The 24319-nt window shown below is 73.2% G+C and carries 24 protein-coding genes; 10 read left to right on the forward strand and 14 right to left on the reverse strand.

The annotated features are described in order from the left end of the window. Positions 1-99: 99 nt before the first annotated feature. From ACGFRB_RS06760 to ACGFRB_RS06770, 3 genes are read left to right on the forward strand one after another with little or no spacing between them, the layout of a single operon-like run. On the forward strand, positions 100-318 hold the full coding sequence (locus tag ACGFRB_RS06760) for a hypothetical protein (RefSeq protein WP_393239949.1): 219 nt from the start codon (positions 100-102) through the stop codon (positions 316-318). 13 nt (positions 319-331) lie between these two features. Continuing rightward, positions 332-697, forward strand: coding sequence for a hypothetical protein (locus tag ACGFRB_RS06765; RefSeq protein ID WP_393239952.1), 366 nt, complete (start codon positions 332-334; stop codon positions 695-697). A 54-nt stretch (positions 698-751) separates the two neighbouring features. After that, on the forward strand, positions 752-1738 hold the full coding sequence (locus ACGFRB_RS06770) for a small ribosomal subunit Rsm22 family protein (RefSeq protein ID WP_393239955.1): 987 nt from the start codon (positions 752-754) through the stop codon (positions 1736-1738). A gap of 38 nt (positions 1739-1776) precedes the next feature. On the opposite strand, the gene cutA is transcribed toward ACGFRB_RS06770, so the two are convergent. Together cutA and ddaH are read right to left on the reverse strand one after the other, a co-directional pair. Further along, the gene (cutA, locus tag ACGFRB_RS06775) at positions 1777-2103 is read right to left on the reverse strand and encodes a divalent-cation tolerance protein CutA (RefSeq protein ID WP_393239958.1); all 327 of its coding nucleotides are present in this window, start codon (positions 2101-2103) and stop codon (positions 1777-1779) included. Positions 2104-2303: 200 nt separating this feature from the next. After that, entirely contained in the window at positions 2304-3179 is an 876-nt protein-coding gene (ddaH, locus tag ACGFRB_RS06780) for a dimethylargininase (RefSeq protein WP_363004892.1), read from the reverse strand. Between the two features lie 232 nt (positions 3180-3411). Here ddaH and ACGFRB_RS06785 point away from each other — a divergent pair, with 232 nt between their 5' ends. Both ACGFRB_RS06785 and ACGFRB_RS06790 read left to right on the forward strand, forming a co-directional pair. Then, positions 3412-4041, forward strand: coding sequence for a TetR/AcrR family transcriptional regulator (locus tag ACGFRB_RS06785; RefSeq protein ID WP_363004890.1), 630 nt, complete (start codon positions 3412-3414; stop codon positions 4039-4041). Between the two features lie 234 nt (positions 4042-4275). Further along, positions 4276-5061: a bifunctional DNA primase/polymerase gene (locus ACGFRB_RS06790; protein ID WP_393239962.1), complete on the forward strand. Its 786-nt coding sequence runs from the start codon at positions 4276-4278 to the stop codon at positions 5059-5061. 145 nt (positions 5062-5206) lie between these two features. On the opposite strand, the gene ACGFRB_RS06795 is transcribed toward ACGFRB_RS06790, so the two are convergent. The 4 genes from ACGFRB_RS06795 to efeO form a co-directional block, all read right to left on the reverse strand. After that, positions 5207-6172 (reverse strand): hypothetical protein, encoded by a 966-nt coding sequence (locus ACGFRB_RS06795; RefSeq protein ID WP_393239965.1) that lies wholly within the window; start codon positions 6170-6172, stop codon positions 5207-5209. A gap of 91 nt (positions 6173-6263) precedes the next feature. Next, positions 6264-7154, reverse strand: a complete 891-nt coding sequence (gene efeU / locus ACGFRB_RS06800; protein ID WP_393239968.1) for an iron uptake transporter permease EfeU — start codon at positions 7152-7154, stop codon at positions 6264-6266. 124 nt (positions 7155-7278) lie between these two features. Continuing rightward, complete coding sequence (efeB, locus tag ACGFRB_RS06805) at positions 7279-8610, reverse strand: iron uptake transporter deferrochelatase/peroxidase subunit (protein ID WP_393239970.1); 1332 nt, start codon at positions 8608-8610, stop codon at positions 7279-7281. Between the two features lie 132 nt (positions 8611-8742). Next, entirely contained in the window at positions 8743-9903 is a 1161-nt protein-coding gene (efeO, locus tag ACGFRB_RS06810) for an iron uptake system protein EfeO (protein ID WP_393239973.1), read from the reverse strand. A 458-nt stretch (positions 9904-10361) separates the two neighbouring features. Between efeO and ACGFRB_RS06815 the strand changes: the two genes are divergently transcribed. Then, positions 10362-11018, forward strand: coding sequence for a PhzF family phenazine biosynthesis protein (locus ACGFRB_RS06815; RefSeq protein ID WP_393239976.1), 657 nt, complete (start codon positions 10362-10364; stop codon positions 11016-11018). A gap of 128 nt (positions 11019-11146) precedes the next feature. Here ACGFRB_RS06815 and ACGFRB_RS06820 read toward each other — a convergent pair whose 3' ends face one another. Beyond that, a complete protein-coding gene (locus ACGFRB_RS06820; RefSeq protein ID WP_393239978.1) occupies positions 11147-11797 on the reverse strand; it encodes a heme oxygenase (biliverdin-producing) in 651 nt (216 codons plus the stop codon). A gap of 116 nt (positions 11798-11913) precedes the next feature. Beyond that, positions 11914-12771: a type I methionyl aminopeptidase gene (gene map, locus ACGFRB_RS06825; RefSeq protein ID WP_363004874.1), complete on the reverse strand. Its 858-nt coding sequence runs from the start codon at positions 12769-12771 to the stop codon at positions 11914-11916. Positions 12772-12830: 59 nt separating this feature from the next. Between map and ACGFRB_RS06830 the strand changes: the two genes are divergently transcribed. After that, on the forward strand, positions 12831-13085 hold the full coding sequence (locus ACGFRB_RS06830; protein ID WP_363004872.1) for a hypothetical protein: 255 nt from the start codon (positions 12831-12833) through the stop codon (positions 13083-13085). Positions 13086-13196: 111 nt separating this feature from the next. Here the strand turns inward: ACGFRB_RS06830 and ACGFRB_RS06835 are convergent, their stop codons facing one another. Together ACGFRB_RS06835 and ACGFRB_RS06840 are read right to left on the reverse strand one after the other, a co-directional pair. Next, complete coding sequence (locus ACGFRB_RS06835; protein ID WP_393239982.1) at positions 13197-14510, reverse strand: MFS transporter; 1314 nt, start codon at positions 14508-14510, stop codon at positions 13197-13199. A gap of 130 nt (positions 14511-14640) precedes the next feature. Continuing rightward, positions 14641-15249 carry a hypothetical protein gene (locus ACGFRB_RS06840; RefSeq protein ID WP_363004860.1) on the reverse strand — a complete coding sequence of 203 codons (609 nt, stop codon included), beginning with the start codon at positions 15247-15249 and terminating at the stop codon, positions 14641-14643. 100 nt (positions 15250-15349) lie between these two features. Between ACGFRB_RS06840 and npdG the strand changes: the two genes are divergently transcribed. After that, positions 15350-16096: an NADPH-dependent F420 reductase gene (gene npdG / locus ACGFRB_RS06845; protein ID WP_393239985.1), complete on the forward strand. Its 747-nt coding sequence runs from the start codon at positions 15350-15352 to the stop codon at positions 16094-16096. Between the two features lie 146 nt (positions 16097-16242). Continuing rightward, on the forward strand, positions 16243-16419 hold the full coding sequence (locus ACGFRB_RS06850) for a hypothetical protein (RefSeq protein ID WP_363004856.1): 177 nt from the start codon (positions 16243-16245) through the stop codon (positions 16417-16419). A gap of 68 nt (positions 16420-16487) precedes the next feature. Here ACGFRB_RS06850 and ACGFRB_RS06855 read toward each other — a convergent pair whose 3' ends face one another. Then, a complete protein-coding gene (locus ACGFRB_RS06855) occupies positions 16488-17282 on the reverse strand; it encodes a site-2 protease family protein (protein WP_393239987.1) in 795 nt (264 codons plus the stop codon). A 280-nt stretch (positions 17283-17562) separates the two neighbouring features. On the opposite strand from ACGFRB_RS06855, the gene ACGFRB_RS06860 reads away from it, so the two are divergent. Further along, the gene (locus ACGFRB_RS06860) at positions 17563-20955 is read left to right on the forward strand and encodes a BTAD domain-containing putative transcriptional regulator (protein ID WP_393239990.1); all 3393 of its coding nucleotides are present in this window, start codon (positions 17563-17565) and stop codon (positions 20953-20955) included. Between the two features lie 148 nt (positions 20956-21103). Here ACGFRB_RS06860 and ACGFRB_RS06865 read toward each other — a convergent pair whose 3' ends face one another. The 3 genes from ACGFRB_RS06865 to panB form a co-directional block, all read right to left on the reverse strand. Continuing rightward, the gene (locus ACGFRB_RS06865; RefSeq protein WP_393239993.1) at positions 21104-21991 is read right to left on the reverse strand and encodes an ABC transporter permease; all 888 of its coding nucleotides are present in this window, start codon (positions 21989-21991) and stop codon (positions 21104-21106) included. Continuing rightward, positions 21988-23016 carry an ATP-binding cassette domain-containing protein gene (locus ACGFRB_RS06870; RefSeq protein ID WP_393239995.1) on the reverse strand — a complete coding sequence of 343 codons (1029 nt, stop codon included), beginning with the start codon at positions 23014-23016 and terminating at the stop codon, positions 21988-21990. Before ACGFRB_RS06870 ends, ACGFRB_RS06865 begins: the two co-directional genes overlap by 4 nt. A 305-nt stretch (positions 23017-23321) precedes the next feature. Further along, positions 23322-24185: a 3-methyl-2-oxobutanoate hydroxymethyltransferase gene (gene panB / locus ACGFRB_RS06875; RefSeq protein ID WP_363004846.1), complete on the reverse strand. Its 864-nt coding sequence runs from the start codon at positions 24183-24185 to the stop codon at positions 23322-23324. Positions 24186-24319 lie beyond the last annotated feature (134 nt).

The raw sequence follows: 24319 nt of genomic DNA on the forward strand, positions 1-24319 counted from the left end.
GCCGCTCCGGGCCCGGGCCCCGGAGTCGGTCCCGAAGCCGGTCCCGCTCCGGGCGCGCCGCCACGGCGGGCCGGGCCGCGCGGTGTGACGATCGACGGCATGTGCCACTACTGCGGCTGCCGTGAGATCCCCCTGATCAAGGAGTTCATCGCCGAGCACGAGGCGGTCACCGACCTCGCCGGGGACGCCGTCCGGGCCCTCGGCGCCGGGGAACGGGACCGCGCCCGGACCCTCGTGGCGGAGATGGCCGCCCGGCTGCACACCCACTGGGCGGGCGAGGAGCAGGGCCTTTTCATGGTGATGGGGGAAGCACGATGAGTACGCCGCGTACGTGGGGTACATCGGCAACCTCGTCCGCGAACACCGCGAACTCGCCGTGTTCCTCGCCTCCCTCGACCTGGACACCGCCGAGCAGCGGTCCGCCTTCGTCCGCGCCGTGGGCGAACTTCACGAGCACATCGCCAAGGAGGAGGACGGTCTCTTCCCCGCCTCCCTCACCGAGCTGACCGGCGACCAGTGGGACCGCTCCATGGCCGCCTGGCGCGCCGTCCGCGCCGCCGACCCGGGCCACCCCGGCCCGCTCACCCCGCCGGGCCCGGGATCAGGCCCCGGCCCGGGACCCACCCCCGGCCCCGGACCCACCCCCGGCCCCGGACCCACCCCCGGCGGCGGACCGGCCGGCGCCCCCGGCACGTAGTGGCCGGTCCGCCGCGCAGGAGGTGGCGAGGACGGTCCCGCCTAGACTGTTGCGGTGAACGTCTCCGCCCCCACCGCCGACACCCTGCGCGCCGCGCTCGCCGCCGTCCTCGACGGCCTGCCGCCCCGGCAGGCCGCGCAGGCCGTCGACCGGCTGATCGCCAACTACCGGGGCACCACCCCGACCGACGTGCCCGTGCTGCGCGACCGGTCCGACGTCGCCGCCTACGCCGCGTACCGGATGCCCGCCACTTTCGAGGCGGTACGGGCCGCGCTCGGCGCCCTCGCCGACGCCGCGCCCGACTGGGCCCCGCGTACCCACATCGACCTCGGCGGCGGCACCGGCGCGGCGAGCTGGGCCGTCGCGGAGACCTGGGAGGGCGCCGCCCGCACCACCGTCCTCGACTGGGCCGAGCCGGCGCTGAAGCTCGGTGCGGAACTCGCCCGGGGCGTGTTCGAGGCCGAGTGGCGGCGCGAGCGGATCGGCATGTCGCTGAAGCTCGCCGACGACACGGACCTGGTGACCGTCTCGTACGTCCTCAACGAGCTCACCGAGGCCGACCGTGCCACCCTCGTCGCCGAGGCGGCCCGGGCGGCCCGCGCCGTCGTGATCGTCGAGCCCGGCACCCCCGACGGCTACGAGCGGATCATCGCCGCCCGCACCCTCCTCGTCGAGGCGGGGTTCACCGTCGCCGCGCCCTGTCCGCACAGCGGCGCCTGCCCGATCGTGCCGGGCACGGACTGGTGCCACTTCGCCGCCCGGGTCAGCCGTTCCTCGCTGCACCGGAAGGTCAAGGGCGGGTCGCTGCCGTACGAGGACGAGAAGTACGCGTACGTCGCCGCCACCCGGTTCCCCGTGACCCCGGCCCCCGCCCGGATCACCCGCAGGCCGCAGATCCGCAAGGGCCAGGTCCTGCTGGACCTGTGCGGCCCCGACGGCCTCGGCCGGGAGACCGTCACCAAGCGGCACGGCCCCCTGTACAAGCAGGCCCGGGACATCGACTGGGGCGACGCCTGGCCGCCGGAGCCGGACGAGGACTGACCGGCGGCGAGGACGGTCAAGGACGGCACGGGCCGGCGTCAGTTCGGTCTGGTCTCTTCGGCCACCCAGGACAGATACGACTCCGACCCGCCCGTCACGGGCAGGACGATCCACTGGGGAACGGCGTACGCGTGGTTCTCGCCCACCCACGCTTCCAGCTCGGGGAGCCGGTCCTCGGTCGTCTTGTACGAGACACGCCACTCCTGGGCGCTCTCGACGCGCCCCTGCCACCGGTAGACGGCCGTGAGCGCCGGGTCGATGTGCGCGCACGCCGCCAGCCTGTTCTCGACGGCACCGCGCGCCAGGGCCGCCGCCCCGTCCTCGTCGTCGACGGTCGTCTGCGCGATCACGATCGCGTGCTTCATGCGAGGACTCCTCCTGTTCGGTGTGGTGCGGACCCTACCCGCGTGGTCCAGGCCGGCCGGGTCCGTGTTCCGTGCGAGCCCGTGCCCCGGACCGGCCGAGAGGGGAGCGGGCAGAGGGAAGAGGAAGGCCGACGGGCCACGCGTCCTCACCGGCCTTCTTCCCCTGGGGGCGTCGCCCTGCGCCCCCTGGGCCAGGGCTCCTAGACGCGCAGCTCCTGCGTGCAGCACTTCACGCTGCCGCCGCCCTTGAGCAGCTCGCCCAGATCCATCCCGATCGGCTCGAACCCGCGCGCCCGCAGCGGTGCGTACAGCCCCACCGCCGCCTGCGGGAGGATCACGTGCCGCCCGTCGCTGACCGCGTTCAGACCGAGGACGGCGGCGTCCTCGTCCGTCACGGTCAGGGCGTCCGGGAACAGCCGCTCCAGGACGGCCCGGCTGCCGGCCGAGAACGCCTCGGGGAAGTACATGATCTCGTCGCGCGCGTCGTCGAGCACGCACAGCGCCGTGTCCAGGTGGTAGTAGCGCGGGTCCACCAGCTCCAGGCCGATCACGGGTCTGCCGAAGAACTCCTGGGCCTCGTCGCGCGCCAGCGGACTGGAGCGGAAGCCCCGGCCCGCCAGGACCCACGAGGCGGTGACGGCGAAGTCCCCCTCGCCCTCGTTGACATGCTCGGGCAGCCGGATGTCCAGGTCCGCCCAGCCGTGCTCACGGAACCAGTCCAGATGCGCCGACGCCTCCCCGGAGCGCTCCGGATGGGCGAACTTGGCGCCGAGCACCCGGCCGTCCACCACGGTCGCGCCGTTCGCGGCGAAGACCATGTCCGGCAGGCCCGGGGACGGTTCGAGGATCTCGACGGTGTGGCCGAGCGCGAGGTAGCGGTCGCGGAGGTCTTCCCACTGCGCGATGGCGAGGGGGACGTCGACCGGCTTCGTGGGGTCCATCCAGGGGTTGATGGAGTACGTCACCTTGAAGTGCGCGGGTGGGCACATCAGATAACGGCGGGGCGAGGCCTCGCGCGGAGTGTGGCGCAAAGAGGGCTCCTCTACGGTCGCTGAGCGCTGATCGTTTGAGCCCATGGTCCGCTTTCCGGGCGGCGAACGCAGTGGGCCGTTCGGGTGGTTCGCGCGAGGGGCCGGAAGACGGATGGCGAACGGAAGGAGCGAGGGCGAGGGACGCGAAGGCGGGGCCGGCGCGGGACCGGCGCGGGGCCCGGGAAGGGCCCGGCAAAGGGTGTGGGCGCGAGGTGCGGGGGAGCCGTCGGCCACGGTTCGGCGAGACGAGGCGTCTCGGCGCTGGTACGTTGACCCCATGCCCGACACCAAAGCCGCCCCCGACGCCTCCCGCCGCAGCGAGCGCTCGCGCCGCGCCATCTACGACGCCGCCCTCGCCCTGGTCGCCGAGAACGGCTACGCCCGGACCACCGTCGAGGGCATCGCCGCCCGCGCGGGTGTCGGAAAGCAGACGATCTACCGCTGGTGGCCCACGGGCACCAAGGCGGCCGTCCTCCTGGAGGCGTTTCTCGACCTCGCCACCCATACGGCCGAGGAGGCGGGCGGCGTGGCGGACGTCGACTTCCCCGACACCGGGGACCTGGCCGCCGATCTCAAGACCGTCCTGCGGGCCACCGTCGACGAGCTGACGGACTCGGCCTTCGAGCGGGCCACCCGCGCCCTGACCGCCGAGGGGATCCTCGACGCGACCCTGGGCGCCGAGTTCACCGCCCGGCTGCTGGAACCCCAGCTCCAGGCCTACATCCGCCGGATCGAGGCCGCGCAGGCCACGGGCGCCGTGGACCCGGCCGTCGATCCCCGTATCGCCGTCGAACTCTTCGTCGGCCCGCTGCATCACCGCTGGCTGCACCGTACGCAGCCGCTCACCCACGACTACGCCGACGCCCTCGTCGATCACGCCCTGCTCGGTCTCGCCCCGCGGCGCTGAGACGGCGCCGGGGGCGGCCCCAGGCCGGACCGGGACCGCCCCCGGGACCGGCCCCGGCGCGCTGCCCCGACGTCCCGAGCCCGCCCTCGGACACCTGCCCGCGCACGTCCGCGCCCCGTCCGCGCCCCGTCCGCGCCCCGCCCCGGTTCCCCGCTCCGTTCACCCGGGGCGCAGGATGGTGGGACCATGGATCCGTACGGGCGGGCATGGCGACGTTGAGGTGTGAGGGGATAGATGGGCGACGGGATCGGCCGCAACCGCGGCACGGAGAGCAGACTCGCGCAGTGGCTGCGCAAGCGCCCCCGGCGGAACGCCGCCGAGGCGGGGAACGACCGCGCGCGTGACCGCGAGACGATGCTCCTGGCCGCCGCGGCGGCGGGACTGCCGCTGGCCCCGGCCGCGCACCCCGTCGGCTACCGCTGTTCCTGTGAGCGGATCGGCTGCCCCACCCCCGGCCGCCACCCCGTCTCCTTCGCCTGGCAGACCCAGTCGACCACCGACCGCGCGCAGATCGAGCGCTGGGCGCAGGGCTCGCCCGAGGCGAACTTCATCACCGCCACCGGCATGGTCCACGACGTGCTCGACGTCCCCCTGCGGGCCGGCCGCGCCGCGCTGGAGCGGCTGCTCGCCGAGGGCGTCGAGGTCGGTCCGGTCGTCGTCTCCGACGCCGCCGACGACCGGCCGGACGAGGGCCGCATGCTCTTCTTCACCGCCACCCGGGGTACTCCCGAGGACGAGGACGAGTGGTGGCCGTGCGAGCTGGACTGCCATCCGGAGACCATGGACGAGCATCCGGGGCTGCGCTGGCACTGCCGCGGCTCGTACGTGCTGGTCCCGCCGTCCCGGCTGCCCGGCGACGAGGACAGCCAGCCGGTGCTCACCTGGGTTCGCGGCCCCGAGCACCCGCTGCCGGACCCGCTGAACCTGCTGGAGTCCCTCACCGACGCCTGCGCCCGGCACGCGGCCGAGCAGGAGGCCCAGGGCGCGGCCCCCGAGGTCGCCTGGCCGCTGACCCACTGACCCGCTGACCCGGTGCCTGCCCGCCGGGCCCGCACCGCGCCCGACAGCCCGGCGGCTCGCGCCGCCGGCACGCCCGTACACGACCCGCCCTGTCCGTACGCGCCTCAACCCCGCGCCCTGCGCCCCCTCGCCCTGCGCCCTGCGCCTACGAGCCTTCCGCCGCCGTCACGCCCTGGAGCCGGGTCAGCACCGTGACGGCGTTCCGCTCCGTGCCGGCGGGCTTGAGCAGAGCCGTCTGGCTGGACACCCACCGCTTGGTGACGGTGTTCTTGACCTCGCCGGTCATCAGCGCCTTGACGTCCGCGCCGACCTTGGGCCGGTAACCCGCCGCCGCCGTCTGCCGCTCGTAGTAGCGGGTGGCGAAGAAGACCAGCGTGCCGCCGTCCTCGGTGGCGAACGCGAGCGGGGCGAAGTCGCCGCGGCTCTCGGCCTGGTCGACGTACTGCGTGACGAGCCCGGTCCGAGCGGCCGCCTTCTTCCGCTGCTCCCGCCACACGGTGGTGTGCGTGCCGGGCGTGAACGGCCCCTGCTGCCCGTCCTTGAGGAACGACACGTACCGCTCGCCCAGGACGCCCGGCGCGATCACCGGCGTGGTCGAGCCGGCGGCGACCGGCACCGCGTACCCCTGCTCCCGCTTGAAGACGGGCACCCGGGAGGCGCTCATGACCGACAGATAGGCGGCCTTCCACGGCTCGGTGGCGCCGCCGCGGACGAAGACGAGGAGCCAGCGGGTGTCGCCGGGACCCTGGTCGGTGTCCCGGTTGGAGTCGGTGTCCGCGAGGAAGAAGCGCGGCCAGCCGGCCTTGCGCGGGATGACGAACTTCGTGTCGGTGAGTTCGAGCGGCCGGTGGTCCGGGTTGCCGTGGGGATTGGTGATCTTGCGCGAGCGCAGGCCCGCCTGGTTGATCTCCCCGAACGGACCAGTGACCCGGCCCGCGTCGCGGGCCGGGTCGTAGGTCTTGTTCGCCTCGTTGAAGGCGGTGGTGAAGTCCTTGAGCGCCTGCTCGGCCTCGGCGGCCGTGGCCGCCGGGACCAGCGCGCTCTCGCCGTGCACCGTCACACAGCCGCTCGCGGTCAGCGTGAGCAGGGCCGCCGCGGCCGCCGCGAGCACCGTGCCCGCCGGACGCCGGCCCTGCGGACCCCGCCGCCCCGCTGCCGCGTGCCGGACAGGTTCGACGGGTCGGACGGGTCCTGTGAGCGTGTCAGCCGGCCGCCTCGGCCGCCCGGTTCGCCTCAGCCTTCTCATCGGTCTCGGTCGTCGCCTTCTGCTTCGCCACCCGCTTGGACGTCCCCGACCCTATCGGGGCGAGGAAGAAGAGGAGCGTCGGGACCAGATACAGCGCCCACACCGTGACCTGGAGGACCGTCGGGTCCGGCTGGAAGTTGAACACGCCCTTCAGGAGCGTGCCGTACCAGCTGTCCGGCGGGATCGTCTCGGAGATGTCGAACGCCTTGTTCTGCAGCCCGCCGAGGAAGCCGCCCTCCTGGAGGTCGTGCACGCCGTACGCGAGGACGCCCGCGGCCACCACGACCAGCATGCCGCCGGTCCAGGTGAAGAACTTCGCCAGGTTGATCTTGAGCGCGCCCCGGTAGAACAGCCAGCCGAGCAGGACCGCCGTGAGCAGACCGAGGATCGCGCCGAGCAGCGGCTCGTACGAACCGTTCGTGGAGGTCCGCACGGACGTCCACATGAACAGCGCCGTCTCCAGGCCCTCCCGGCCGACGGCCAGGAACGCGGTCGCGACGAGCGCGCCCGTGCCCATCTGGAGCGCCGCGTCCAGCTTGCCGTGCAGTTCCGTCTTCAGGTGCCGCGCGGTGCGCCGCATCCAGAAGACCATCCATGTCACCAGGCCGACGGCGATGATCGACAGCGAACCGCCGAGCAGCTCCTGCGCCTCGAAGGTCAGCTCCTGCGAGCCGAACTCGAGCCCGGCGCCGAAGGCGAGCGCGACCGTGACCGCGACGGCGATGCCGGCCCAGACCGGCTTGAGGGCGTCGCGGCGGCCGGTCTTCACCAGGTAGGCGATGAGGATGCAGACCACCAGGCTGGCCTCAAGGCCCTCCCGCAGGCCGATCAGATAGTTGCCGAGCACGTCGGTGTCCTTTCCGAGTGACGAGAGTGACGAGAGATACGGGAGTTACGAGTTACGAGTTACGAGTGACGGGTCGACGGGTGACGACCAGAGGGAGCGGCCGGGCAGGACCCGACGGACCCGGCTAGGCCTGCGCGAAGAGCGCCCGCCCCCACCAGTCGTTCTTGTCCCGGACACCCGGGGGAATCGCGAACACGGCCGACCCCACGTGCTGGATGTACTGATTGAGCGCGTCGTGCCGGGCCAGCCGGGTCTGCACCGGTATGAAGCCGGTTCGCACGTCCCGCTGGTACGCCAGGAAGAACAGGCCCGCGTCGAGCCGGCCGAGGCCGTCCGTGCCGTCCGTGAAGGAGTAGCCGCGGCGCAGCAGCGTCGCCCCGTCGTTGGAGTCGGGGTGCGCGAGGCGGACGTGCGCGGACGGCTTCATGGCCTTGAGGAACGGCTCGTCGTGCTCCTTGGCCTTGCCCGGCGCCGCGCCTTCCTTCTTGTCGCGGCCGAACACGTCCTCCTGCTCGGACAGCGGGGCCCGGTCCCAGGTCTCGATGTTCATCCGGATCCGGCGGGCGACGAGGTACGAGCCGCCGGCCATCCAGCCGTCGGCGCCCTTGCCGTCCTGGACGTCCTTGCCGGACACCCAGACGTGCTTGGCGAGCCGGTCGGTCTCGGTGCCCGCGATGTTGCGGGTGCCGTCCTTGAAGCCGAAGAGGTTGCGCGGGGTCTGGGCGTCCGGGGTCGTCGAGGACGTCTTGCCGAAGCCGAGCTGGGACCAGCGCACCGCGACCTTGCCGAAGCCGATGCGGGCCAGGTTGCGGATGGCGTGCACGGCGACCTGGGGGTCGTCCGCGCAGGCCTGGACGCACAGGTCGCCGCCGCTGCGGGCCGGGTCCAGGTTGTCGCCGGGGAACTTGGGCAGATCGGTCAGGGCCGCCGGGCGGCGGCCGGCGAGTCCGAAGCGGCCGTCGAAGAGGGAGGGGCCGAAGCCGATGGTGAGGGTGAGCCGGGAGGCCGGGAGGCCGAGCGCCTCGCCGGTGTCGTCCGGCGGGGCCTCCGGCAGACCGCCGTACGCGCCCTCGCCGACCTCGTGGCCCGCGGTCATCCGCTCGGCGGCCCGGGTCCAGTCCTTGAGCAGCTGGATCAGCTCCTCGCGGTCCTTCGTCTTCACGTCGAAGGCGGCGAAGTGCAGCCGGTCCTGGACGGCGGTGGCGATACCGGCCTGGTGGGTGCCGTGGAAGGGGATGGCGGAGCCGGTGTCGGCGACGGGGGCGGTGGCGTCCTCCCGGCCCCGGGCCAGGACGACGGCCCCGCCCGCGGCGGCGGCGCCGAGCGCGAGCCCGGCCCCGCCCCAGCCGATGACCGAGCGGCGGGACGGCGTGGTGCCGTCCTTGTCCGCCTTGTTCGCCTTGTCCGCCGGATCGTTTTTCCCGGGGGTCTCGCTCGTGGAGGTCTGCTCGCTCATGCCTGGTCCCTCATTTCCCGACTGCCGTCCGCCGCCGTCTGTCGCCGCTGTCCGTCACTGCCGTCCGTGGCCGTCCGCGCCGCTGTGCGCAGTGTCCGGAGCGGCGTGTGCGGACGGCGTGTTCGCGGGCGGCTACTTCACGACCGCGGCGGCGAGCTTGGAGAGCGGCTCGGCCAGCGCGTTGACGCCGTCCGACAGCTCCTTGCGCTGCTCCTTGGTGACCTTCTCGTACGAGACGAAGTCGTAGCCGGTCTTGTCCGCGCGGTACTTGTCGAGCAGCGTGTTCAGGGCGGCGAACTGCTTGTCCAGCTCGGCGACCAGCTTGGCGTCGTTCTTCCGCGCGACCGGCTTCAGCAGCTCGAAGGACTTCTGGGCGCCCTCGACGTTGCCCTTGAAGTCGACGAGGTCGGTGTGCGAGTAGCGCTCCTCCTCGCCGGTGACCTTGCCGGTGGCGACCTCGTCGAGCAGTTCCTTGGCGCCGTTGGCCATGGAGGTCGGCGTGATGTCGGCGGTGCCGACCCGCTTCACCCAGTCGGCGACGTCCTTGTCGAGGAGGTCGGCGAGCTGCTTCTCACGGGCGGTGATCTTCTTGTCGTGCCACAGCGCCTTCTCCAGGCGGTGCCAGCCGGTCCAGTCCTTCACCGGGTCCTGGCCGTCCTCCAGGCCGTCCTCGCGGACGTCGACCTTCGGGTCGATGTCACCGAAGGACTCGGCGACCGGCTCGGTGCGCTCCCAGCCGATCCGGGACTCGGCGTACGCCTTCTTGGCGGCCTCGACGTCACCGGCGCGGACGGCGTCGGTGAACACCTTCACCTTGGGCAGCGTCGCGTCGGCCTGGGCCTGCACGTACTGGCGGTAGCCGGCGACGGCGGCGTCCATCTCGGGGGAGCGCTTGGCGGCGGCGGCGGCCTTGCCCCCGGTGACGGTGACCTTCTGGCGGATGCCGTTGCCCTTCATGCCGGGCTTGCAGGCGATCTCGTAGTCGCCCGCCTTGATCTCCGCGGTGATGGTGGTCTTGGTGCCGGGGCCGATGTTCTCGCGCTCGGCGACGATGCGGTCGTCCGGGTAGAGGACGTAGACCTCGGTGATCTTGCTGCCGCGGTTCTCCACGTTCAGCGTGACGTGACCGGCCGGGATGTCCTTCGTGCCGACCTCGCACGAGTCGTCCTTCGCGATCACCTGGATCGCGCCCTCCCCGCCCTTGGCGTCGCTCTTCTGGGCGCAGCCGGTGACGGCGGCCAGGGTCGCCGCGGTCGCGGCGGCGGTGACGACGGAAAGACGGACGGCTCGCATGCGGGGCTCCACTCGGGGACGGCTCTGCTGGATACGGCGGAAATAGTGAGGCAGACCTAACTTAACCGAGGCTTACCTGAGTAGAACCCCCCTGGGTCGTGATTCAGCTCTCAGGGCGGGCGGAGGGCTCCCGCCCTTGTCACGACTGGCTTACGGCCTGGTCAATGAACGGTCAAGAGAGAGGTGAAAGATGCCGATTGAGCGATTCGCCCCCTTTGAGGTCGACGGGGGGCAACGGGGGGCGGTGGGGGCGGTGGGGGATCGACGGGGGTGGCGGACCCCGGGCCGGGTGGTTCAATGCCGGGCAGGACCACGGCCGCGACGGCGACCGGACGCGCGCCCGTGCCCGTGCCCGCGCCCGGACGCGCGAGGGCGGCCGTGACCGTGAAGTGATCGTGACCGGAGAGGGGACGGGGAACGTGAACAGAGGCGAGGTCCGGCCGGAGCCGGCCGGCGCTATGACCGACATCGACGTCGTACGGGTCTTCTGCTCGGGCGACGGCCGGTACGGCAACCGGCTCGGTGTCGTACGCGAGGGGCGGGCGTACCGCGACGAGGCGTCCCGGCAGGCGCTCGCCAAGGAGCTGGGCTTCAGCGAGACCGTGTTCGTGGACGACCCGGAGCGCGGGTTCGTCGACATCTACACCCCGGGGACCCGGCTGCCCTTCGCCGGATATCCGCTCGTCGGCGTGGCCTGGCTGCTCGACCTGGAGGTGGTCCGCCCGCCCGCCGGAGAGGTGTGGGTCCGCGGGGACGGCGAGTTCACCTGGATCGAGGCCCGCGCGGAGTGGGCGCCGCCGCGCACGCTCCGGCGGTACGCGACGGCCGAGGAGGTCGAGGGGCTCGCCGTCCCGGAGCCGGGGGAGTGGATCTACGCCTGGGCCTGGGAGGACGAGTCCGCCGGACGGATCCGCGCCCGGGGCTTCCCGGGGCGCGGGGACGGCATCGACGAGGACGAGGCCACCGGCGCGGCGGCGCTGCTGCTCACCGCCGAACTGGGCCGCGCGCTCAACATCACCCAGGGGCGGGGCTCGCAGATGCTCACCGCCCCCGGTCCGGACGGCATCGTCGAGCTGGGCGGCCGGGTCCGCCTCGAATCCACGCCGACCCGCTGATCGGTCGATCCGGCGGCCTGGCGGTTTCGTACGCCCGTACGGGAGTGCCTGAGCGCTCCCGTACGGCGCCCGCCCAGAGGGTCGGGCGCCCGGCCCTCAAGCCCTCAAGCCCTCAAGCCCTCAAGTCCTCAGGCGCTCAGTGAGAACTCACCCGCCAGCTCCCGGAACACCGCCCCGTTGAAGTCGAAGGCCCGCTTGCACTCGTCGACGATCCGCCGCTTCTCCAGCTCGTCGGCGGCCACGGCGTCCAGCAGCCCCCGGTAGTCCCGCTTGAAGGCGGCCGGGTTCCCGATCGCGTCGAAGACGTAGAACCGCACCCCGTCGCCCTTCCGCGCGAAGCCCCAGGTGCGCTCCGCCCGGTCGCGGATGATCTGGCCGCCCGAGAGATCGCCCAGGTAGCGCGTGTAGTGGTGCGCCACGTATCCGCCCGGCCAGGTGCGGGCGCACTCCGCGATCCGCTCCGCGTACGCCTGGGTGGACGGGAGGGCCGAGACCCCGGCCCGCCAGTCGGGCCCCCGCAGATGCGCGAGATCACGTTCCAGGGCCTCGGTGCGGAAGAGCTCCGGCCGTATGAAGGGCCCCGCGACCGGGTCGGACCGCAGGGCCCCCGGGCCGCCCTCCAAGGCGCGGTAGACGAACCAGAGCTGCTCCGTGTAGCGGGCGTACGCGTCGACACCGAGGCGTCCGCCGAGGAGGTCGGTCATGAAGCCCGACGTCTCCGCCTCGGTGTGCCGCTCGTGCGAGGCCGTGCGGATGAGCGTCGAGAAGGGCGTGGTCAAGACGTGCCTCCGGGACCGTAGGGGTCGTAGAACCACGGTGATCGTGCCGACCCGGGCCGACCCCGGTCAACCGGTTCCCGACATCCTGTCGGTAAAAACGCTACCCCTCGGCCGGATCACGGCAACGTGAGGATCTCCGCCCCGGTCTCGGTCACCACCAGCGTGTGCTCGAACTGCGCGGTCCGCTTGCGGTCCTTGGTGACCACGGTCCAGCCGTCGTCCCACATGTCGTACTCGTGCGTGCCGAGCGTCAGCATCGGCTCGATCGTGAACGTCATGCCGGGCCGGATCAGCGTGGTGTGGTGCGGCGAGTCGTAGTGCGGCACGATCAGGCCGGAGTGGAACGCCGTGCTGATGCCGTGCCCGGTGAAGTCCCGTACGACGCCGTAGCCGAAGCGCTTGGCGTACGACTCGATGACCCGCCCGATGATGTTGATCTGGCGGCCCGGGCGTACGGCCTTGATGGCCCGGTTCAGCGACTCCCGGGTCCGCTCGACGAGCAGCCGCGACTCCTCGTCGACGTCGCCGCACAGATAGGTCGCGTTGTTGTCGCCGTGGACGCCGTGGATGTACGCGGTCACGTCCAGGTTGACGATGTCGCCGTCGTTCAGGACGGTGGAGTCGGGGATGCCGTGGCAGATGACCTCGTTGACCGAGGTGCACAGCGACTTCGGGAAGCCGCGGTAGTCGAGCGTCGACGGATAGGCCCCGTGGTCGCACAGGAACTCGTGCGCCACCCGGTCCAGCTCGTCGGTGGTGACACCCGGCGCGATGATCTTGGCGGCCTCCTCCATCGCCTGCGCGGCGAGGCGGCCGGCGATCCGCATCCGCTCGATGGTGTCGGCGTCCTGCACCTCGGGCCCCGTGTACGGGGCGGGCGCGGGCTTGCCGACGTACTCGGGGCGGCGGATGGACCCCGGAACGGCACGGTGGGGGGACATCTCCCCCGGTACGAGAAGCGACTGGCCAGACATGTCAGCGAGTCTAACTACCGTGTCCGGGGCAGCATGGTGACGAAGGAAGGAGCCGGGAGATGGCCCTGTTCAAGAAGCGTACGGCCGGCAAGCCGGGCGAGTGGTACTACTGCCTGGAGCACAAGAAGGTCGAGGAAGGGCCCGAGTGCCCGGCCAAGAACCGGTTCGGCCCTTACGCCAGCCGCGAGGAGGCCTCCCACGCCATGGAGAACGCGGCGGAACGCAACCTGGAGTGGGACACCGACCCCCGCTGGCACGACAGGGCGGGCAAGGGCGACAAGGGCCACAAGGGCGACGACGCGTCCGGCGGCTGAGAGCTGAGAGCGGGGGCTGAGGCGTGAGCCTTCCGGGCCGGGGTGGCGGGGGCGGGTGTACGTTTCCCGGATCCCGGCCCGGCCACCCTCCCCGGCCTGGAATGCCCCCGCTCACGAGGCCGCCCCCGCTCGGGAGGCGGCCGAGGCGGCCTCGCCGGTCAGGGCCTCCTGTCGCGCCTTGCGGGCCCGCGCGTCCGGGTCCGTCTCCGCGTCGTACGCCAGCAGCTTCGGCAGCGCCAGGCACAGCAGTCCCACCGACGCCACGCACGCGAGGCCACCGGACCAGACCGCCGACCGGGTGCCCGTCCAGCCGGCCAGGGTGCCCGCCCGGACCTGTCCCAGCTGCGGCCCGACGCTGTACGAGAGGACCTCGATGCCCGCGAGCCGGCCGCGCAGCTCCTCCGGGATGGTCTGGTTCCAGATGGTGGCCCGGCCGAGCCCGCTCAGCATGTCGCCGGCGCCCGCGACGGCCAGACAGAGCAGCACCGCCCACACGTTCCCGAACCAGCCCGCCGCCGCGATGGCCACGCCCCAGCCGGTCGCCCCGGCCACCACCAGGAGCCCGTGCCGCCGCACCCGTGAGGTCCAGCCGCTCGTCACCCCGAGCACCAGCGAGCCCACCGAACCCGCCGCGTACATCAGGCCGAGCGACCAGTCGGCGTGCAGTTCGTCGGCGAGGAACGGGAAGACCGCGTTCGGGAACGCGAACAACATCGCCGCCAGATCGATCGCGTACGTGCCGAGCAGTACCGGCCGCGAGCACGCGTACCGCGCGCCCTCGGTGATCCCGCGCAGCGACGGCTTGTCGGCGTCGTGCGCGGCCGGCGCGGGCGCGAGCCCCCGGCACAGCAGCAGCGACACCAGATAGCCCGCGACCGTCACCGCGTAGGCGGCGGCATGGCCCGCGTACGCCACCATCAGACCCGCGAGCGACGGTCCAGCGATCGAACCGACCTGCCAGCGCAGCGAGTTGAGCGCGGCCGCCGCCGTCTGGTGCTCGTGCCGCACGATCCGCGCGAGCAGCGAGTCGAGCGCGGGCCGCTGCAGACCGGTCAGCGCGGAGACGGCGCCGGCGACCACGTACAGCGGCCACAGCAGGGGGTGCGGAAGGAGCGCGTTCAGCAGCAGGACCAGGGCGAGCAGCCCGAGCCCCGCCTCCGTCGCCATGATCACCTTGCGCCGGTCGACGGCGTCCGCGAGCGCCCCGCCGTACAGCCCGAACACCACCAGCGGGACCAGCTCCACCGCGCCCATCGCGCCGACGGCGAAGGGGGAGCCGGTCAGCTCCTTGATCTGGAGCGGCAGCGCGATCAGCGCCATGAACGACGCGAAGACGGTGACGGCGCCCTGGGCCCACAGCCGCCGGAAGTCGGCGGAGGAGCGCCAGGGCGCGAGGTCGGGGAGCAGAGCGGCGATTCGTTTCACGAGAGGTCATGGTCGGTGGCCCGGTCCGCGCCGACAACCGAATTCCGGGGGCGGGGACGGGAATCGGCCGGGTGGGAGCAGGTGCGGGGCCGGGGCGGCTACCCCGGTTGCCCGCCGGCGGTCGGGTGGCTCACCAGCGGTCCGGAGGCGGGGCCGTCAGATGGTCGGCGAGCCGGGACAGCCGGTCACGGAAGCGGAGTCGTCCGCTCCGGGGGGCCGGCGGCAGACAGTTCTCCCCGGTCGCCGCGCTCACCAGGTGCTGCACGGTGTCCAGATCGACCCCGGCGTCCGCCGTGACCGTCAGTGTCTCGTGCGCGAGCCCTCCCACCTCCGGGTCGCCGTGGTCCAGGGACAGCACAGTCGCCCCCGCGCGGCGCGCGTCGTGGACCCGTTCCAAGAGCCCCTCGCCCGGCTGCTCCGGCGCCACCATCAGCAGCGTCGCCCCGCGCCCCGCCGACGCGATCCGGCCGAGCCCGACCGCCAGGTGCGCCGGGTCGCCGGGCCGGACCCGGTGGCGGACCAGCGTGGGCGCCAGCTCCGGCCGCCCGGACCAGACGGACTCGTCGACGAGATGCGCGGCCATGTGCCACGGCTCGTACTCCTCCGTGCCGACGAGCAGCAGCCCGCCGCCGTGCGACACGACCGAGGAGCGGAGGGAGCCCGCGAAACGGCGGGCGGCCGCCGGCCACTGTGTACCGGCGAGCACTTCGCGCAGCAGCGCGACACGTACGGCGTCCATGGCCCCGCATGCTGCCCGGGGCCGGTGCCCCCGCGCGGGCGTTCGCGGCGGACTCACCCGGACGGGTCCGTCCCGGCGACCGGTCAGTAATGTCGGAGCCATGACTTCCTCCTCCACGCCTGCCGCCCCTGCCACTCCTTCCGTGCCCGCCCCCGCCGCCGCGCCTGCCGCCGCGCCCAAGGACCCGTGGGACCTCCCCGACGTCTCGGGACTCGTCGTCGGCGTCCTCGGCGGCACCGGCGATCAGGGCCGCGGCCTCGCCTACCGGCTCGCCAAGGCCGGCCAGCGGGTGGTCATCGGCTCCCGCGCGGCCGACCGGGCCGAGGCCGCCGCGGCCGAGCTGGGCCTCGGCGTCGAGGGTGCGGACAACGCCGAGTGCGCCCGGCGCAGCGACATCGTGATCGTCGCCGTGCCGTGGGACGGGCACGCCGCGACCCTGGAGGCGCTGCGCGGGGAACTGGCGGGCAAGCTCGTCGTGGACTGCGTCAACCCGCTCGGCTTCGACAAGAAGGGCGCCTACGCGCTCAAGCCCGCCGAGGGCTCGGCCGCCGAGCAGGCCGCCGCGCTGCTGCCCGGCTCCCGGGTGACGGCCGCCTTCCACCACCTGTCGGCGGTGCTGCTCCAGGACGCCTCGATCGACACGATCGACACCGATGTGATGGTCCTCGGCGAGGAGCGGGCGGACGTGGAGATCGTCCAGGCCCTGGCGGGCCGGATCCCCGGGATGCGGGGCATCTTCGCGGGCCGGCTGCGCAACGCCCACCAGGTCGAGTCGCTCGTCGCCAACCTGATCTCGGTCAACCGCCGCTACAAGGCGCACGCGGGCCTGCGCGTCACCGACGTCTGAGCGCCGTCCGCGGCGGCGGGGGCGCCGGGACGCCGGAGGTGAAGAGCGGGGGCAGGGGCGAGCGGAGGGCCGCGCGCGGCGCGCGCGAGGCATGGGGGACACTGGACGGGCACATCGCCCTTATCCGGACGGACAGGAGCCGACCCATGCCCCGCCTCGCTCTCTTCGCCTTGGTCGTCTGCGCCCTCGCGGTCGCCGCGGCCGTCGTCTCCTTCGTCCAGGGCAACCTGATCGGCATCGTGTGGGTGCTGCTCGCCGGTCTGTCCTCGAACATGGCGTGGTTCTACGTGAAGCGGGCCCGCCTCACCGCGCGGCAGGGCTGACCCCACCCGGGCCCGGGGGCGATCCCCGGCCCGAGGGCGATCCCCGGTCCGGGTGATCCCGGGCCGGGTCAGATACGGCAGATCTCCGCGGCCGGCTCCCAGAACCGGTAGAGAGCCGACCCGCAGTAGCGGGACAGCTCCGGCACGCCGAGCGCCCGCATCAGCGCGTCGATCGCGTCGAAGAACGCGCCGTTGAGCGCCGGGACGAACAGCAGCGCGACGATGATGAAGAAGCCGTACGGCGCGTACGGCTCGATCCGCCGCTTGATCCCGTACGACAGCCAGGGCTCGATCACCCCGTAGCCGTCCAGGCCCGGCACCGGCATCAGGTTCAGGAGCGACGCCGTCACCTGGAGGAACGCCAGGAACGCCAGCGCGTACTGGAACGGGCGCGGCACCCCGTCGAGCAGGCCCAGCCAGAACGGCGCCGTGCACACGAGCGCGAACAGGACGTTCGTGAGCGGGCCGGCCGCCGAGATCAGGCTGTGCTTCCAGCGGCCGTGCACCCGGCCCCGGTCGATGAAGACCGCGCCGCCCGGCAGACCGATGCCGCCCAGCATCAGGAACAGCACCGGGATGACGATGCTCAGCCACGCGTGCGTGTACGCGAGCGGGTTCAGGGTCAGATAGCCGCGGGCGCCGACCGTGATGTCCCCGCCGTGCAGGGCGGTGCGGGCGTGCGCGTACTCGTGGAGACAGAGCGAGACGATCCACGCCGAGGTGACGAAGAGGAAGATCGCGATGGCCGGGGAGGCCGCGAAGTCCGTCCACACGGCCCAGCCGGTGACGGCCATGACCGCGAGGATCGCCAGGAAGACGGGGCTGACCCGCCGCTCGTGGTGGCGAGGGGTGGTCGTGGACATATGAGGGGTCTCCCGGGTGCGATGGGTCGCGTACGTGCCGGAAACGTACCGGGTCGGGGCGAGGGTTCCGGGCCGGGGGCGGTACGGGCCGCCTCTCGCGGACAATGGGGCCGTGCGTTATTCGGTCCTCGGCCCCACCCGGGCCCATACGTCGGACGGTACGCGGGGGCGTCCAGCGTCCGGCGCCGCCGTGCCCGGTCTCCCCGCGCCCGCGGCCCCGGCCCATGGTGCTCAGGCCCATGGCGCTCAGGCCCTCGGCGCCCCGGCCCCTGGCGCCGCCGTGCCCGAAACCGCCGCCCCCGGTACCGCCGTGGCCGTGGGCGGGCCGCGGGTCCGCGCGCTGCTCACCGTGCTCGCGCTGCGGGCCGGACGGCCGGTGCCCGTCGGTGTGCTCGTCGACGAGGTGTGGGGAGCGCAGCCGCCCGCCGACGCCGTGGCCGCGCTCCAGGCCCTGGTCGGCCGGCTGCGCCGGGCCCTCGGCCATGAGCGGGTGGTGTCCGCGGACGGCGGCTACCGGCTGGCCGCCGAGCCCGACGACGTCGACGCCCACCGCTTCACCCGGCTCACCGCCGAGGGCGTACGGGAACTCGACGCGGGCCGCCCCGGGCGCGCCGCCGCGCTCCTCGACGAGGCCCTGGAGCTGTGGACCGGCCCGCCCTTCGCCGATCTGCCCGACCGGGAGGCCGAGGCCGCCCGCTGGGAGGCCCGCAGGCTCGACGCCCGCCGGGCCAGGCTCGCCGCCGCGCTCGCGCTCGGCGAAGGACCCTCGGCGCTGCCGGAACTGGACGTGCTCTGCGCGGAGCACCCGCTCGACGAGCCGCTCCAGGCGCTGCGGATCCGGGCGCTCGGCGCGGCGGGCCGGCCGTCGGAGGCCCTCGCGGCGTACGAGACGATACGACGGTCCCTCGCCGACCGGCTCGGCACCGACCCGTCGCCCGAACTGCGCTCCCTTTACGCCGAGTTGCTGAAGGGGTCGGCCGCCGCCGGCGCGACGGCGGGGTCGGGGACAGCACCCCGGGGCGGCGGCAATCTGCGCGCCCGGCTCACCAGTTTCGTCGGCCGCGAGGACGACCTCGCCGCCGTCCGGGGCGCGCTCGGCACCACCCGGCTCGTCACCCTCCTCGGGCCCGGCGGCGCGGGCAAGACTCGGCTCTCCCAGGAGGCCGCCGAACGGGCCGCCGGGCAATGGCCCGACGGGGTCTGGTTCGTCGAACTCGCCCCCGTCACCGACCCGGAGGCCGTCGCCGAGGCCGTGCTCGGCGCGCTCGGCGCCCGCGAGACCGTGCTGCGCGGCGCGGGCGCCGAAGAGCTGCGCCACGCCGAGGACTCCGCCGGCCGGATCGTCGAACACTGCGCGGACCGGCGCCTGTTGCTGATCCTGGACAACTGCGAGCACGTGGTGGGCGCGGCGGCGGAGTTGGTGGAGCGGGTTCTCGCGCGCTGCCCGGCCGTCACGGTGCTGGCGACGAGCCGCGAACCCCTGGGCGTACCGGGGGAGTCGACGCTCCCGGTCGGTCCGCTGCCCCGGGACACCGCCGTCCGGCTCTTCGGCGAGCGCGGGGCGGCCGTACGGCCCGGATTCCGGGTGGCCGACGACGAGGCTGCGGCGGACGAGATCATACGGCGCCTCGACGGGCTGCCGCTCGCCATCGAACTGGCCGCCGCCCGGCTGCGCCTTCTCACTCCGCGCCAGATCGCCGACCGGCTCGACGACCGCTTCCGGCTGCTGACCTCCGGCGCCCGCACCGTCCTGCCGCGCCAGCAGACCCTGCGCGCGGTCGTCGACTGGTCGTGGGACCTGCTCGACGCCCCCGAACGCGCCGTCCTGCGGCGCCTCGCGGTCTTCACCGGCGGCTGCGACCTGGAGGCAGCCGAGGCCGTGTGCGCCGGCCCGGAGACGGGGCCCTCGAAGCCGGGAGATGCGGATGTGGACACGAACACGGGCCCGGACGCGGCCCATGTCCTCGATCTCCTCGGCTCCCTCGTCGACAAGTCGCTCGTGGTCGCCGCCGAGGACGACACCGGCATGCGCTACCGCCTCCTGGAGACCGTCGCCGAGTACGCTGCCGAACGCCTCGACGAGGCCGGTGAACGGGAGTTCGCCGAGCGCCGCCATCTCGTCCACTACCGCGAGTTCGCCCGCCGCACCGACCCGGAGCTGCGCACCGGCCGGCAGGCCGCCGCCATGGCCCGGTTCGTCGCCGAGTACGGCAATCTGCGCACCGCGCTGCGCTCCGCCGTACGGCTGCGCGACGAGCACGAGGCGCTGGTCCTCGTCCACGCGCTGGTCTGGTACTGGACCATGCGCGACCTGCGCGCCGACGCCCTGCACTGGGCGGAGACGGTCGCCGCGCTCGGCCCCGACCCGTTCGGCCCGGACGCCGCTCCCGTCGTCCCGCTCCATGAGCCGTGCACCGCCGCCCCGCCGCCGCTCGCCGAGGACCAGCTGGCCGAGGCCCGGCGCGGGGTCCGGCTGATCGCCCTGCTCAACATGGACTACGACACGGGGTTCTGGGTCAGCCCCGAGGGCCTCGACCGGCTGCGCCTGATCACCGGCGCGTATCCGCCCGGCCTGCCGCAGGCCTGTCGGATGCCCGGCTCCCTCACGGTGTTCGCCACGATCCTCGCCGGCGATCCGGAGCGGATGCGCATGGCCATCGAGGCCAACGTCGACACCTGCCGGCACCTCGGCTACGACTGGGAGCTGGCCAACGCGCTCCAGACGCGGGCCAATCTGCTCGCCAACCGCGCCGCGTCGGCCGTCCGTGCGGAAGCCGACGCCGACGAGGCCCTCGCGCTCTTCATCCGGCTCGACGACGCCTGGGGCATCGCCGAGGCGCTGTCCTCGCGGGCCGAGGCGCGCGAGCGGAGGCTCGAATTCGCGGGCGCCGCCGAGGACTTCGAGGCCGCGATGGAGTACGCGCGGCGGATCGGGGCCCAGTCCCAGATGGGGGTGCTGCGTGCCCGCCACGCCGACATGCTGGCCGAGACCGGCCGGCGGGACGAGGCCGAACGCATCCTGCGCGAGCTGGTGGAGGCCGACCACCGGCGCAGCCATCCGCCGACACTGGCCGCCCGGATCTTCCTGGCGATCCTCCTCGGCCGCTCGGGCCGTACCGCCGAGGCCCGCGTGTATCTGGGGGAACTGCTCGACGAGTTCAGGACGGAGGTGTTCTCCCTCTTCGAGGGGTTCACCATCGGCAGCCTGGCTTGGCTGGACAACCTCGACGGCGCGTACGCCTGCGGATTCGCCCGGGCCCGGCAGGCGTACGGCAAGGCCCTGGACAACCTGTCGCGGACGGTGACCCCGGAGATGCCGGCGACCCATCTGCTGACCGCGGCCTGGGCGCTCGCCGGGCTCGCCGGACCGGGTGGTCAGGGGCCTGATGGCCAGGGGCCTGGCGGGGAGGGGGCCGGCGAACCGGGGCCCGGCGCGACAGGGGTGGCCCGGAGCGCCGCGATGCTCCTCGGCGCGTCCGAGAAGCTGCTGCCGCCGCACCATCTGGCGTCTCCGTTCGAGCGGGAGAACCGGGAGCGGGCGACCGCGCTGATCCGGGCCGCGTTCGCCGGCGATCCGGCCGCGTTCGAGGCCGCGCGCGCCGAAGGCGGCGCCCTCACTCTGGAGGACGCCGCCGTCTTGCTCGAACGCGCCGCCGACGCGATTCAGGAGTGATCCGGGAGGATCCGGCGCGCCGAGTCCATGGTCCCCCGTTTCCCGTATCCGTCCCGTGCCTGCCCGGTGCCCGGTGCCCGTGGTCCGCGCGTTCCCGTGCTCCCGCGCTCCCGCGCTTCCCGGGCCGGGCAGGGCCGGACCGGGAAGCTCAGGTCTTCTTACGGAACTTGGCGACCGCGAGCGGTGCCATGAGGACGGTGATGGCGACCGACCAGGCCAGCGTCATGCTCACCGAGTGGCCGACGGGGCCGCCGTTGATCAGGCCGCGGGACGCGTCGGCCAGGTTGGACAGCGGGTTGTAGTCGGTGAAGGACTTCAGCCAGCCGGGCATCGTGCTCGTCGGAGCGAAGATCGACGAGCCGAACTGGAGCGGCATCAGCACGATCATGGCCATGCCCTGGACGGCCTGGGCCGTCTTCATGGTGAGACCGAGCAGGATGAAGATCCACATCAGGGCCGCGCCGAACACCATCGACAGACCGATGGCGGCGAGCAGGCCGAGGACCGAGGTGTGGATCGTCAGGCCGAGCAGGAAGCCCATGCCGAGGAGGATCGCGGTGGCGATCATCATGCGGCCGATCTCGACCACGATCTTCGCGATGAGGACGGAGGAGCGGGCGATCGGCATGGTCCGGAACCGGTCCATGACGCCCTTCTTGAAGTCGTCATTGACGCCGGTGCCGACGCCCATCGCGATGTTCATGCCCATCATGGCCATCAGGCCGGGCACGACGTAGTTCACGTACTCCTGGTTGTTGCCCTTGCCGGCGATCGCGCCGCCGAAGACGTACACGAAGAGCAGCACGAAGATGATCGGCATGAAGACGGCGTCGAACATCGACTCCGGGTCCTGCTTGATCTGGAGCATGTTGCGCCGGGCGAGGGCGCCGATGTGGCGGAGGTTGGCCCGCAGGCCGATCCGGCCGTCGTCGGCGCCGGTCGCGGCGGACGCGCCACGCCCCGCGGGCGCGGGGCTCTGAGAGTTCCCGGGAGACCGGGTGTCCGTGGGGGACTGGTGAAGCGTGCCGGCGCTCATGCGGCGACCTCCTCGTGCGTCGCGGTGGAAGGGGAGTCGGAGCCGGAGTCGGCGTCGGAGTCGGAACCGGACGCCTTCGCGCCGGTGATGGCGAGGAACACCTCGTCGAGGCTGGGCAGATGGGTGCCGATGTCGGCGATGGCGAAGCAACGGGCGCCGAACAGGCCCACGACAGCGGTCAGTTGCTCGTCGGCCAGGATCGGTACGAACAGCGTGCCCTCGTCGGGGACGACGGTGACACCGGACACCCCGTCGAGCCCCGTCTCACGCAACGCCGCGGCCATGGCGGGCAGATCGGCCGGGTCGGACGGGCGGATCTGGAGGGTGCGGCCGCCGACCCGCTTCTTCAGCTCGTCGACCTCGCCGCGGGCGACGACCTGGCCGCGGTCGATGACGGTGAGCTCGGAGGCCAGTTGCTCGGCCTCCTCCATGTACTGGGTGGTGAGCAGAACGGTCGCGCCGTCGGTGACCATCCGCTTGACCTCCGCCCAGACCTCGTTGCGGGTGCGCGGGTCCAGGCCCGTGGTGGGCTCGTCCAGGTAGAGGACGGCGGGGCTGCCGATCATGGAGGCGGCCAGGTCGAGCCGGCGGCGCATGCCGCCGGAGTACGTCATGGCCGGGCGCTTGGCGGCCTCGGTGAGCGAGAAGCGCTCCAGCATCTCGTCGGCGCGGCGGCGGGACTCGGCGCGGGAGAGATCGAGCAGCCGCCCGATCATGTAGAGGTTCTCCCGGCCGGACAGCTTCTCGTCGACGGAGGCGTACTGGCCGGTCAGGCCTATGGTGCGGCGCAGCTGGCGGGGCTGGCGCACCACGTCGTACCCGGCGACGACGGCGGTGCCGGCGTCCGGGACGAGCAGCGTGGACAGGCAGCGGACCAGGGTCGTCTTGCCGGCGCCGTTGGGGCCGAGGACCCCGAGGACGGTGCCCTCGCGGACGTCCAGGTCGACCCCGTCGACGGCCCTGGTCGAGCCGAAGTGCTTCACGAGGCCCCGTACCTCGATGGCGTTGGTGTGTGATCGCGTCATGTCCCCAAGGAAACCGGGGCCCACCGACAGGCCGCCGACAGCCGGCCGACACCGCGACCGACAGCCGCCGACAAGCACCCGCACGCGCAGACGCCTCCCGGTCGCCGGGCGGGACCGGGAGCCGGGGACGTGGTGGCCGAGGGGGCCCGGGGGGAGCCGCCTGCGGCGTACCCCCGCCCACGGGGACAGCCCGCCGACGGGGGACGGTCGGCGGGCTGTCGTGGTGCCGGAAGTGGTCAAGGTGCCCGCCGTGCCGTCCGACTGTCCGCGTCGGCCGGTACGGCGGGCAGGTGGCGCCGTACCGGCTAGTGGAAGGTGTGCTCCTCGGCGGGGAACGCCCCGCCGGCGACGTCCTCCGCGAAGGCCCGGGCGGCGTCGCCGAGGGTCTCGCGCAGGTTGGCGTACTGCTTGGTGAAGCGCGGCACCTTGCCACCGGTCAGCCCGGCCATGTCGGTCCAGACGAGGACCTGCGCGTCGGTGCCGGCGCCCGCGCCGATGCCGATGGTCGGGATGTCCAGCGAGCGGGTGACCTCGGCGGCGAGCTCGGCCGGGACCAGCTCCAGGACGACGGCGAAGGCGCCCGCGTCCTGCGCCGCCTTGGCGTCGCGCAGCAGCCGGTGCGCGGCCTCGTCGCCGCGGCCCTGCACCCGGTAGCCCATGGTGTTGACGGACTGCGGGGTCAGGCCGAGGTGGGACATGACCGGGATGCCGGCCTGGACCAGCAGCTCGGTCTGGGGCAGCGAGCGCTCGCCGCCCTCCAGCTTGATCGCGCCGACGCCCGCCTCCTTGACCAGCCGGGTGGCGTTGCGCAGGGCCTGGACGGGCCCTTCCTGGTACGAGCCGAAGGTGAGGTCGCCGACGACGAGCGCGCGGCGGGTGCCGCGGACGACGGCGGCGGAGAGCAGGGTCATCTCGTCCATGGTGACCGGCACGGTGGTCTCGTAGCCGAGATGACAGTTGCCCATGGAGTCGCCGACGAGGATCACCGGGATGCCGGCCTCGTCGAAGACGGAGGCGGTCATCGCGTCGTAGGCGGTGAGCATGGGCCACTTCTCGCCCCGCGTCTTCGCGGCGGCGATGTCGTGGACGGTGATACGGCGGGTGCCCTTTCCTCCGTACAGCGCCTTGCTGCTGTCGGCGGGCGGTTTCTGGGCAGCCTGAAGCGTCATGGTGAACGGCTCCTCTTGTCGTCATCTCGAGGCGCCCTGTGGCGTCCCCGGACCACATCCATGGTGGCACTTCGCCCGGTGGCCGGGGAAGCGGTGCGGCGGGGCCGGGTGGAGTGGCGCTGTTCACACGGAGG

It is taken from the genome of Streptomyces sp. NPDC048718 (assembly GCF_043198875.1).
GTDB lineage: Bacteria > Actinomycetota > Actinomycetes > Streptomycetales > Streptomycetaceae > Streptomyces.